Origin of the sequence: Microvirga aerilata (genome assembly GCF_016743775.1) — a bacterium.
Classification (GTDB): Bacteria; Pseudomonadota; Alphaproteobacteria; order Rhizobiales; family Beijerinckiaceae; genus Microvirga; species Microvirga aerilata.
In genome coordinates, this window is the sequence record NZ_JAEQMY010000117.1 from 1 (window position 1) to 10968 (window position 10968).

Genomic DNA, 10968 nt, shown 5'->3' on the forward strand with positions numbered 1-10968 from the left:
TCGCCATGATCCGGCTCATGACCCGCAGGATCGCAAGGCTTTGTCAAAGCTCATGAATCGCTCGGACCGACTCTTAGGCTCTGGGCAACCCAAGTCGTGTCGCCTGGTCAACAATGACCTGATCCCGCAGGCCGGAAGCTTGCATCGACTTGATGAAAGATGTGGGTATGCGCAACCTAAATAAATAGACCACGAATCAAATATTAAATAGAGTTAAAATCTTAGACTGTCTTATGGTTAACTTTGAGGAAACACGGCGTTTCCTTCGTCATCCATAGGAAATCATTATGCAAACCCCAGAATGGCTGAAGCCTGGCCTTTACGGCGCCGCTTGTGGCGCTGTCGCGCTTGCCATTATCGGGTTTTCCTGGGGCGGCTGGGTCACCGGCGGCACAGCTCGCACAATGGCCGCTGATCAATCGAAAGCCGAGGTGGTCACGGCTTTATCCCTGATCTGCGTCGATCAATCTAAGCGCGATCCGCAGCTTGCCGAGCGTGCTGCTGCCCTCAAGACAGCCTCGTCCTGGAACAGGGGCGACCTCGTCCTGAAGAATGGATGGGCGACCATGCCGGGCAGCGCGGAAGGCAACAGCCAGGTTGCCAAAGATTGCGCCGACAAGATCGCCACTTAGGAGCACCTCATGCGCACGACCCGAGAAACCCTGACCTTCGACCACCCGTTTTCACTGACGGCCGTGGACAAGATACAACCAGCCGGCACGTACGCGGTCGACGTTGACGAGGAACTGATTGAGGGGCTGTCGTTTCTCGCCTACCGGCGCGTAGCGACCACCATCTACCTGCCACTTCATCAAGGCAGTCACGGATCGGTGCAGGCGGTCAGGGTCGATCCCCTGGAACTGGCGGCAGCTCACCAGGGGAGGCCGTCCGCCTGAGGCCCCGATCAACCGCTCGTGCGGAGAACCGCATTGTCAGCTGAACTCTCTCAAGGAGGGCCATCAGCACCAACACATCCACTGGTTGGTGCTGATGCACATGACTTGAGCCGGTCACTGCGCGACGGGACCAGTCCCAACAATGGAGGCTATGATGTTTGGCTTTAGAGGCGGCGAAAGCGATGAGACCGTCACCCGCAAGACATGTTACCGCATCGATGCAAAGCGGCAGTGGAGAGGCCTCACTACCGCGGATCTGTCAGAGATCAGAAACGAAGAGCAGTTGGTTGAAGTGGTAAAGGTCCGCTGTAGCTTGACCTATGACAAGGCCAGAGCCGACGTTCAAAGCTGGATGTCGGGCAAGCAGTTCTAACCTCGTTGGTCGATTTGAATCGATTGGCGAGGCTTTTGGCCCGTGGAGATCAGTCAATGACCACCGAATTTTACGTCGTCCGACATCATGGCGCCTGGCGCATCCGGGTGAATGGCAAACACCGTGGGGAGTATAACTCCCGTGTTTCGGCCATCAATGCCGCCATGACGGAGGCCGAGTCTGCCGGACCAGGAGCCAAGGTCTTCAGCACGGGGATTGTCAGTCAGTTCAGCGCCGAGTGGCCGTCGAAGGACGGCGTCAACTCACTCCCGCTATGATCATCGCCCGATGGGATCTTACAGGAGACGCGAATGAGTGAGCGGATCGGTCGCCTTTGTGACGAGCTGCGGATCAAGCTTCACGGCATGGACCGTCGCCTCGAAGTGCTCAAATCGAATGGCATGGCCACCTTTGACCAGTCTCAGGAGGTCCTTGAAAGCCAACTCGACTGGGTCGAGCAGCGTATCTACGACAACCGCGTGACCGTTGAAGCAGCCAATGTCAGGGTTAAGACGTGGCTCGCAGAGAAAAAGGCAGGCTCTGTCGCAGGCGAGGACCGCTGGACAGTGCGCCATAAGACTCATCTGCTGGAGGCCCGCGCCGATGATGCGGAGGAGTACGCCCTTGCGATCTTTGAGCTTGCGGCCGCAGCAGCCGATGAAGCCACACTCGCAGTCTTGCAGGCCCTTCTCGCGCGAAACGATGCTGATGTTGCGGTTCTGTGCGAGACGGAGCCTCACTAATGTTTATTATTGAGTTCTTTCGCGTGCGTGGAACAGACGAGGCTCATGCGATCCTGGATCGGGTTGAACATGACGCAACGGATCTGGACGACGCGAAAGTGAGAGCCCTGTCCCTCTTCGAGACCTTGGAGATGCCGCAAAAGCCGGATGCCCTGCGGATCATGGATCACAATGGCGATGAGGTGTTTGTCTGGAGTCCAGAGCGCCCAAGCGCCTCAATCTGAAACTGCCTCTCCTACCTGGTTGTTCGCCAGCATTGAGGCTCCCTGGACGACAGTTATGGCCTATGTTCATTACACGATCGTCGAGCACGAAGGTGGATGAGCCTGCAAAGCCGGTGATGTTTTCTAGGAATGCTACGCCACCCTGAGCACGACTTGAGGGAAGCGTCTATCCCGTCAAAACCCCTTGCTGGGCTGCAACCCGTGCGGGACACTGGGGTTGCCTCCCTAGATCATTTCCCTCGGCAGGAGCTTTCATGAGCATCATGTGGATTGTGGTACTGGGCTCGGTCGTTGGTGTGATTGCTAGGCTTGTTACGCCCGGCAGAAAGGGACCCTTCGGGTTCATACTGACCGGTGTCCTTGGTATCATCGGCGCCTTTGCGGCCTCGTATCTGGGACAAGAGGCAGGGTGGTATCAGGCGGAGGACAGTACTGGATTGGTAGCAGCCGTCTTCGGAGCGGTTGCCCTGCTGCTGATCTGGGGTTTCCTCTTCAGAAGCCGACGCCCAACCTCCTCCATTTGATACTCATCAAATCAACGGCGCTACCCTTGGTCAAAATCAAGAAACGCTCCTCTTGGGCTACGTCTGGAAATGGTCTTGGTTGTGTAAAAACGCCGACGCGTCGCCCGGTCGAGCAATTTTATGTCTTGCAAGTCGGAATTGACCGGCGATTCCTCGGTATATGGAGCTGAAATTGTACAGATAGTTCGTCGAGACCGGACCTGATCGCGTTTTTACACAGGCTGGGTCATCTGAGGGAATTGCAGGTGCCTTGGGAATGCCTGCTACTTCCTGCTCAAGCGGACACTCGACCTACTTTGCAGATGTGCCAGAACACGGACTTTCGCTACTCCTGCATCGGTCGGTCTCACGGTCAGGCTGAGGACCATGCTGCATCAGATCGTCTTAGCTGGTCTTGCAGGTGCAGCGCGGCTTGGATCAGCAGCACGCCTGTAGTGAACCAGCTAAGGATCGGGAAAGGCAAGAGACACCCAACCTGAACCAAAGAGCCTGAGGATTGACGATGCCCTGAACGCTCGTAAGGTCCAAACGCCACGCAGTAGAGCATAGCAGCCTGCTCAATTGCCCGAATCCTGGAGCGGGCCGCTTGGGCCACGACCCTACCACGTCAGTGGTGCGCGGCTGAAAAGATCATTTGAATGGGCGCGATTGTACCAGCCCGAACCGCGGCGATCATGTTGGCTACCTTCTCCTTGACGGTGGGCCCCATCAGATTGTGCAGTCCCAGTGGCGGTGGCGCCCCGCTTGCAGCCTGCGCTTGGAGGCGGGCGAAGAAGTCGAGCGCGACTTCCCGCCGGTTCTCCTCCGCTTGAAGGGCGAAACCTGCCGCTTTGGCTGCATCGTGATAAGTCTCCGGTGTTTCGAGCGCCGAGAGGTCCGGCGTTTCCGCCCAAGGCACCGGGAAGCTGAGTTCGCCGTCGCCCGTTCGCATCACCTCGTAGATCGCGAAAGTTCCCCCATCGCGTAGCACACGGCGTGCTTCGCGAAAAAGCGCCACCTTGTCGGGTACATTCATGCCGACGTGCAGGAGGAGCGCAAGGTCGAAGCTCGCGTCGCCCAGTGGCAGCGCGACCGCGCTCCCAACCTCAAAGTGCACGCAATCCGCCATCCCGCACATGGTGGAGAGCGCGCGGGCCGTTTCGACAAAATGCGGCGTCAGGTCTACACCAGTCACATGGCAACCGTAGCGCGCCGCGATCATCCGGGCGGGACCGCCAATGCCTGAGCCAATATCGAGCACCTGCATATCAGGCCGGATGGAGAGCTTCTCCAGAAGCGCAGATGTCGCCTCTGCGCCGCCGATGTGGAATTCATCGACAGGTTTCAGGACTTCGGGTGAAACTCTGTCAGGGTCGTGCCCCATCTCCGCAAGCGCGGTGCGGATACGAGAAAGGACATCGTAGGACGCATAATGCTTTGAAACGCCACTTTCAACGTCACGCATGGCTCGTCTCCTTCAGTGGTCCTGAGACAAGATGACAGATCGGTCCCATTGGCTTGCAGAATGGCATCTTTCTGGCTGCTTTTGAAGCTTAACTGGTAGCCTAGTCAGTGCGAGCCTGATGGATCTGCCGTCATACAGCCCGGGTCTCAGCCCGAATGTGGAACTCCTGGCCAAGCACAAGGCGCTCTGGAGCACCATCGGAGCACTGCTCGATAGGTCTCGTCCGAAAGGTGCCAGAACTACCTCAGGAACTGCGGAGATGAGCCTGCTACGCTCTAATAAAGATGTCCGTCTTGGCTGCGGGTTGAGGGAACTCTAGCCGGAACAGTGCAAGGCCGCTTCTTGGGTCAAAGTTTAACCTTCGGCGAGCTGAATGGAGGTCCGCTTGTCACGCCTTTGCGGGAGTTCGACGTACTTCCGGATCCTGCCAACTCCGGTCATTCAGCGCTTTGCTGGCGATTGCGGAGACCCAGTCACATGGTTTTGCCGGCTCAGGCCTCTGGCACACCCAGCTTGCGCAGGTCGTCAGCAATCCGCTCTAGCGTGCCCGGGTCGAAAACCATCGCTTCTTTGAAACGGGCAATCGTGAATTCGGGGTAGGCTGCCGCCAGTGCATCGCGCGATGCCTTCGCCTCCTCCTCCCGCCCGGCAGCCAGCAACGCGGGGGCGAGATTGCGGTGGATCCAAAGCGCGTTCGGCCGCTCGTGGAGCGCGCGCAGGAACTCATCGGCCGCTCTCGCGGGCTGTCCCGCGACTTGGAAGGCAGACGCAATGCCGACATGGTTGTTGAAGTTCATCGGATCAAGCGGGCTCAAACGCAGGGCACGCTCGAAATAAGCGTGCGCTGCCTCCGGCCGGCCGGAATATACCTCCAGCCAGCCGAGACGGCTCAAGGCCCAGGCCGCGTTCGGGTCCAGTGCGATGGCGCGCTCCAGCAGCACGCGTGCGGTGCCAAAGTTGCGCGCGAATGTGTGGACGGCACCGAGAACCGCCAGGATCAACGGCTCGTCATTTGACAGTGTCGCGGCGCGCTCACCGAGCGACAGCGCCCGCGCCTTGGCGTCGCTCACATTCGTGACCCAGGAATAGACCGAGCGCTGTGCCCAGCACCAAGCGGCCAGGGCAAGCGCCAGTGGGTAGTCAGGATCGATCTCCAGAGCCTTGTCCAGCAGCGCGAGCGCCCTCTCCGCTTCCTGCTTTTCCAAGGCCCAGACACGCGGCATCGCCTGCATGGTGTAGCCGTAGGCGCCCAGATCCTGCGGCCGCTTGCGCCGGACCCGCTCCACTTCGGCCAGCCGAATCGATGGCTGCAGCGCACCGGCAACCTGCTCGGTGATACGATCCTGCAGTTCGAAGATGTCGTCGAGGGCGCCATCGTATTTCTCGGCCCAGATGTGCGCACCGCCCACCGTCTCGATCAGCTGGACCGTGATGCGCACGCGACCGCCGGCCCGTTGCACCGATCCCTCAAGGATATAGCCGACGCCCAGCTCACGCCCGATTTCGCGCACGTTCTTGTGCATGTCCTTGTAAGTGAACGCCGAGTTGCGAGCGATGACAAAAAAGCTGCGAATACGGGAAAGCGCCGCCGTGATCGACTCGACGACGCCATCTGCAAGATACTCCTGCTCGGGGTTGCCAGACATGTTGTCGAAAGGCAGCACCGCAATCGAGGGCCGCTCCGGCACCTCACGTGCCTGCTCCCCGGTTGCACCCGTCCGAGGCCCACCTCCTGCAGCCGACCAGCGGAAAACCCGCACCGCAGCAGCAATGTTCTTGAGGCTCTGCTCACCAGCGTCAATGAACTGAACGTCCACACGGGTGGCGGCATGCTCATGGGCTGTTGCGGTGAGGACGACCTCTCCCGGGCCGGCCACCTCTTGCAGGCGGGCGGCGAGGTTGACGCCGTCGCCATAGATGTCACTGCCTTCGATGATGACGTCGCCCAGGTTCACGCCAACCCTGAGTTCAATCCGGCGCTCCAACGGCAATCCCCCGTTCCGGGCTGTCAGTGCCTTCTGGATTTCGACGGCAGCATTTACAGCATCAACGACACTTGAGAACTCGACGAGCGCTCCGTCGCCCATCAGCTTAACGACTCGCCCCCGATTGTCGGCGACGATGGGCGAAAAGATGGTTCGCCTAACCTCAATCAGGTCGCGGAGTGTCCGGGTCTCGTTGATGCCCATCAGGCGCGAGAAGCCCACAACATCGGCAGCCAGCACCGCTGCGAGGCGCCTCTGTACCCTACCACCTCCCGGTGTAGCCGCGTGTGACACCTTGCCCGCCTCGCTCGCCTCACCTCAAGACGCCAGAGTAGTTCGCCGATGCGGCACTGACAATCGCTATAGGATGCGGCGCTCCGAACCCTCTGGACGGTTTCCGCCCGATTCTCTACGCTTAAGAGAGCCACGAGGAGGGCCAGCCATGGACAACCCGAAGCCTCCGACCCGAACCACAGAGGGCCGCGGCAGGCTCTTCGACAGCATCGTCGACACGATTGGCGATACCCCCTGCATCCAGGTCAACAATCTCGCACCCAAGCATGCCACGATCTACGTCAAGGCCGAAGCTTTCAACCCTGCGGCCTCGGTCAAGGACCGGCTCGCCATTGGCATCATCGAGGCGGCCGAGCGCTCGGGTGCGCTGAAGCCCGGCCAAACGGTTGTCGAGGCGACCAGTGGCAATACGGGGATCGGGCTGGCAATGGTCTGTGCCCAGAAAGGATATCCGCTGGTCGTGACAATGGCCGACAGCTTCTCGGTCGAGCGGCGGAAGCTGATGCGAATGCTCGGCGCCAGGGTCGTGCTAACGCCCCGCGCCGCCAAGGGTTTCGGGATGTATCAGAAGGCCGTGGAGCTTGCGGAGGCGAACGGTTGGTTCCTCGCCCGGCAGTTCGAGACAGAGGCAAACGCTGACATCCATGAGGCAACGACGGCCCGCGAGATCCTTGGCGACTTCAGGGGCCAGAGGCTTGATTACTTTGTGACCGGGTACGGAACGGGTGGAACCGTCACCGGGGTCGGGCGGGTGCTGCGCCGCGAGCGGCCCGAGACTAAGATCATCCTGAGCGAGCCAGCGAACGCGCAACTCATCGGTAGTGGTCGCGCGCAGGGCCGCAATGAGAAAGGCGCTCCGGCCGAGAGCCACCCCGCTTTCGAGCCGCACCCGATCCAGGGCTGGACCCCCGACTTCATTCCACTCGTGCTCCAGGAGGCGATCGACCGCCAGTTCTTTGACGAGTTGATCCCAATCACCGGCGCCGAGGGCACCAAGTGGGCCAGGATGCTGGCCCAGAAGGAGGGCATTTTCACCGGCGTCTCAGGGGGCTCCACATTCGCGGTCGCCATGCAAGTGGCCGAGAGGGCGTCCGAGGGATCGGTGATCCTGGCCATGCTGCCCGACACCGGCGAGCGCTACCTCTCGACGCTGCTCTTCGAAGGAATTGCCGAGGAGATGACCGAGGAGGAGATCGCATTATCGCGGTCAACGCTAGGATTCCAGATGGGCTAAGCGCTTCGGCACCGGCGATGGTAGAGTCAAGTCAACACAACCTTCAAGCGTGACCGTATGGAGGATTGCTAACGGCTTTAGTTTGGAACTCTGGCTAAGTTTGACCGCGTGCCATGAGCTGACATCGCCACATGTAAGCGGCATTCCTCGCCCCTGCCTAGCTCCAGCTTCCATAACGATACAAAGCTTCAACCCAGGCGCTGTGCTACGTCATTGCTTTGGAGTACCCTTGTCGTCTGGCACCCATGCACACCATCGTCCAGAGGAGGCGTTTGAACCCATGGAGACCAGGTCGAAGCGGGTGGAGAGACGGCTGGCGGCGATCTTTGCGGCCGATGTCGCAGGATACTCCCGCCTTATGGGTCAGGACGAGGTGGGCACCATGCGAGCTCTCACAGCCCACCGTGAGGTCATGGATCGGCTTATCGAGGACCATGGTGGTCGCATTGCAAACACGGCAGGTGACAGTGTTCTAGCTGAGTTCCCCAGCGCTGTTGACGCTGTCATGTGCGCTGGGGAGGTTCAGAAGACCTTGGGCGACCTGAACGAGGGTGCGGACAACAAGCTCCCGCTCCACTTTCGCATAGGGATCCATGTTGGTGACGTGATGGTCCAGGGTAGCGACCTCCTGGGTGACGGGGTGAACATCGCAGTTCGTCTTCAGGCATTGGCGGACCCTGGCGGCGGATGCGTGTCGCACGAGGTTCACCGGCACGTTAGAAAGGTCACCTCTCCCACGTTCAAAGACTTAGGAGAGCAGCAGGTAAAGAACATTGATGAGCCTGTCAGAGCATTCGTGGCAATGCTTCTGCCGGCTGATTCACCCGAGCAACCATCCGCTCTTCAAGGATCAAGTCTTCCAGCCTCACGCGCGAGGCCCACGATTGCGGTCCTACCCTTCGCAAATCTTGGAGGTGATCAAGGGCAAGAGTATTTTGCGGACGGCATGGTCGATGAAATTATCACCGGCCTTGCTCACATTCACTGGCTGACGGTGATTGCACGAAACTCCAGCTTCGCCTTCAAAGGCCGAACCTCGGACATTCGCCAGATCGCACGAGAGCTAGGGGTACGCTACGTGCTGGAGGGCAGTATCCGGAGAGCAGGAGATCGGCTTCGGATCAGCAGCCAATTGGTTGAGGCCGAGACAGGCGGGCACCTCTGGGCGAACCGCTTCGAAGGCTCTCTCGCGGACGTGTTCGAGTTACAGGACCAGATTACTGAGGGAGTGGTGTTCGCGCTTGAACCGACGCTGCGCAAAGCGGAGATTGCACGCGCCAAGAGAAAGCGCCCTGACGATCTTGATGCCTACGATCTTTACCTGCGGGCTGTGGCTCACATGTACGAGACGACACCACAGGGCCGAGAAGCAGCGCTCGCGTTTGTTGAACGGGCATTGGCGATCGACCCTAACTACGCTGAAGCGCACGGTGTCGCAGCCTGGTGCTATCTTGCGAAGACGCTCTGGGAAGGTGGACTATCCAGCGATCACCGCGAGAGTGCGCTTCTGCACGCGCGTGCCGTACAGGCGCTCCAGAGCGAGGATGCTACTACTTTGGCGCATGCTGCGATCGCGCTGGCACTTGCAACGCGAGATCTCGAAGCTGCCCTTGAACTGATCGACAGAGCACTCGCACTCAGTCCTAACTCTGTCCATGCACATGATCATGGAGCGGTGATCAGCACTTGGGCTGGTAGGTATGACAGAGCCCATGCGCTTGCAGATAGGGCACTGAGACTATCGCCGTTCGATCCGCTTAGCGTCATGGCGTTTGCAGCCAAGGCAGGAGCCTTCTTGATGCAGGGGCAATACAACGAAGCTCTGAGCAGTGCTCGGAAAGGGCTCCAGATCTATCCAAACCACACGCCCTCGTTCCTGATTGCAATCGCCAGCCTCATGCGCCTTGACAGGGCAACTGAGGCACAGGCGATGGCTCATGAGTATATGAACATCTACCCAGGATACCGGATCCTCAAACGGTGGCCCGTGCTTGAACATTTCTGTGACGAACTTCGAGGAGCTGGCCTTCCTGAGTAGTTGGGCAACAGTTGCCGCCGATCCAACATAGGGTTCTCGACCTCCGCCGTCTGCAGCAGAGGTCCGTTCTCATCCCAGCTCACGGTCAACTTTGGCGTTGGACACCTCTGGAGTCGTTGGTTCTCCCAGCCGGTTGCCAAGACTACGTGCTCCAGATGCGGGCGAGAACCGCTGCATGCTAACTCTCCGGGGCGCTCGTCGCTGCGCGGCCAACCCACATGATGCCTACAGGTGCCCTGGCACACCTCACCGGTGCGGCTTCAAGCTCATCATAGGCATCATCTTCAGGATCTCTCTGAGGAATGTTCCGATGATTGCACCTAAGCTAAGCGTGCGGGCTCATTGGGTAACGGATGATAGCCAACTGCCACAGGATACCCCGCGCTTTGTGGTGGTGCTGATCGCGATCTTGGCCCTTGTGAATGTGTCGGCCACAGTGCTGATGATCGGGGACTGGGCTACCATGACCAATAGCATGGCTGAGCTTGAGCGGAACATCACGGATCATCTGACCGAAACCAGCCATTGAGCCAGTGGAGCCCGATGAAGCTTAAGGCCCTGAGCCGGAACTGACGTAAAAAGAACCCGGCACAAGGCTGGGTTCCCGTCTCAGGGACGGTCATGAGCAACAACACGTCTGCTCACCAACGCTCACGCCCATGCAGCCGTTCCTGAGTTGTCACGCTTGGGGATCGGCTTCCTACAGCTGATTGCGGTTGCGGCCGCGCGAGAAGTACCAGATGGCTGCGGCGATGACGATGACCAGCAGGATGATCCACCAGTAATCCGCAACTCCGCCACCAGCAGCGGCGGCATCCCCGGCAGGGGGCGAGCTGGGCGTAGCAGGCGGGGTCTGGGCCCATGCAGACGAAACAGCCAGAAAGGTAAAGCCCGTCAGTACTGGGAGCTTGCTCATGATTGCGTCTCCGGTTGAGGAGGCCCAGCACAGCCAGCCGGAGCTATTGCTAAGCTGGCCTCATCAGTGAACGCTGCCTAACCAGGCAGGTTCCTGTGCACCCTAGCATGCTGCCCTGCCAGGGTGGACACGTCAGTTGCAGGATCTGGAGCGTGCTTGTTACTCTTGCCTTGCGCTCCTCTGGCAAGCTGAGCTAGCAGGTCACAGGTCGTATCCGATCTGTCCGCCGTCAGCACTCATGAGACAGACCGAGCGAGTTGAAGAAGGGAGAGTCTCTGGTTCATCGTAGCCCTTGAG

13 protein-coding genes are annotated in these 10968 nt (G+C 59.5%); 10 read left to right on the plus strand and 3 right to left on the minus strand.

The genetic code is table 11. The features are described 5' to 3' along the window. The first annotated feature begins 287 nt into the window (after window positions 1–287). The 7 genes from JKG68_RS28350 to JKG68_RS28380 all read left to right on the plus strand — a co-directional run bounded on the left by JKG68_RS28350 (window position 288) and on the right by JKG68_RS28380 (window position 2760). The gene (locus JKG68_RS28350) at window positions 288–632 is read left to right on the plus strand and encodes a hypothetical protein (protein ID WP_202065357.1); all 345 of its coding nucleotides are present in this window, start codon (window positions 288–290) and stop codon (window positions 630–632) included. A 9-nt stretch (window positions 633–641) separates the two neighbouring features. Beyond that, window positions 642–896, plus strand: a complete 255-nt coding sequence (locus tag JKG68_RS28355; protein ID WP_202065358.1) for a hypothetical protein — start codon at window positions 642–644, stop codon at window positions 894–896. Between the two features lie 151 nt (window positions 897–1047). Then, window positions 1048–1269: a hypothetical protein gene (locus JKG68_RS28360; RefSeq protein WP_202065360.1), complete on the plus strand. Its 222-nt coding sequence runs from the start codon at window positions 1048–1050 to the stop codon at window positions 1267–1269. A gap of 56 nt (window positions 1270–1325) precedes the next feature. Then, window positions 1326–1547 carry a hypothetical protein gene (locus JKG68_RS28365; protein ID WP_202065361.1) on the plus strand — a complete coding sequence of 74 codons (222 nt, stop codon included), beginning with the start codon at window positions 1326–1328 and terminating at the stop codon, window positions 1545–1547. Window positions 1548–1580: 33 nt separating this feature from the next. Then, window positions 1581–2012 carry a hypothetical protein gene (locus JKG68_RS28370; RefSeq protein WP_202065363.1) on the plus strand — a complete coding sequence of 144 codons (432 nt, stop codon included), beginning with the start codon at window positions 1581–1583 and terminating at the stop codon, window positions 2010–2012. Further along, on the plus strand, window positions 2012–2236 hold the full coding sequence (locus JKG68_RS28375; protein WP_202065365.1) for a hypothetical protein: 225 nt from the start codon (window positions 2012–2014) through the stop codon (window positions 2234–2236). The genes JKG68_RS28370 and JKG68_RS28375 overlap by 1 nt, the downstream gene beginning before the upstream one ends. A gap of 254 nt (window positions 2237–2490) precedes the next feature. Further along, the gene (locus JKG68_RS28380) at window positions 2491–2760 is read left to right on the plus strand and encodes a GlsB/YeaQ/YmgE family stress response membrane protein (RefSeq protein ID WP_202065227.1); all 270 of its coding nucleotides are present in this window, start codon (window positions 2491–2493) and stop codon (window positions 2758–2760) included. 607 nt (window positions 2761–3367) lie between these two features. Here the strand turns inward: JKG68_RS28380 and JKG68_RS28385 are convergent. Further along, window positions 3368–4204, minus strand: coding sequence for a class I SAM-dependent methyltransferase (locus JKG68_RS28385; protein ID WP_202065367.1), 837 nt, complete (start codon window positions 4202–4204; stop codon window positions 3368–3370). 491 nt (window positions 4205–4695) lie between these two features. After that, window positions 4696–6483 carry an adenylate/guanylate cyclase domain-containing protein gene (locus JKG68_RS28390; protein ID WP_312891016.1) on the minus strand — a complete coding sequence of 596 codons (1788 nt, stop codon included), beginning with the start codon at window positions 6481–6483 and terminating at the stop codon, window positions 4696–4698. A 148-nt stretch (window positions 6484–6631) separates the two neighbouring features. Between JKG68_RS28390 and JKG68_RS28395 the strand changes: the two genes are divergently transcribed. From JKG68_RS28395 to JKG68_RS28405, 3 genes are all read left to right on the plus strand, one after another. Further along, window positions 6632–7717: a PLP-dependent cysteine synthase family protein gene (locus JKG68_RS28395; RefSeq protein WP_202065369.1), complete on the plus strand. Its 1086-nt coding sequence runs from the start codon at window positions 6632–6634 to the stop codon at window positions 7715–7717. Between the two features lie 358 nt (window positions 7718–8075). Continuing rightward, a complete protein-coding gene (locus JKG68_RS33940) occupies window positions 8076–9755 on the plus strand; it encodes an adenylate/guanylate cyclase domain-containing protein (protein ID WP_377148336.1) in 1680 nt (559 codons plus the stop codon). A gap of 310 nt (window positions 9756–10065) precedes the next feature. Beyond that, window positions 10066–10284, plus strand: a complete 219-nt coding sequence (locus tag JKG68_RS28405; RefSeq protein ID WP_202065371.1) for a hypothetical protein — start codon at window positions 10066–10068, stop codon at window positions 10282–10284. 171 nt (window positions 10285–10455) lie between these two features. On the opposite strand, the gene JKG68_RS28410 is transcribed toward JKG68_RS28405, so the two are convergent. Next, a complete protein-coding gene (locus JKG68_RS28410) occupies window positions 10456–10671 on the minus strand; it encodes a hypothetical protein (protein ID WP_202065372.1) in 216 nt (71 codons plus the stop codon). Window positions 10672–10968: the final 297 nt, after the last annotated feature.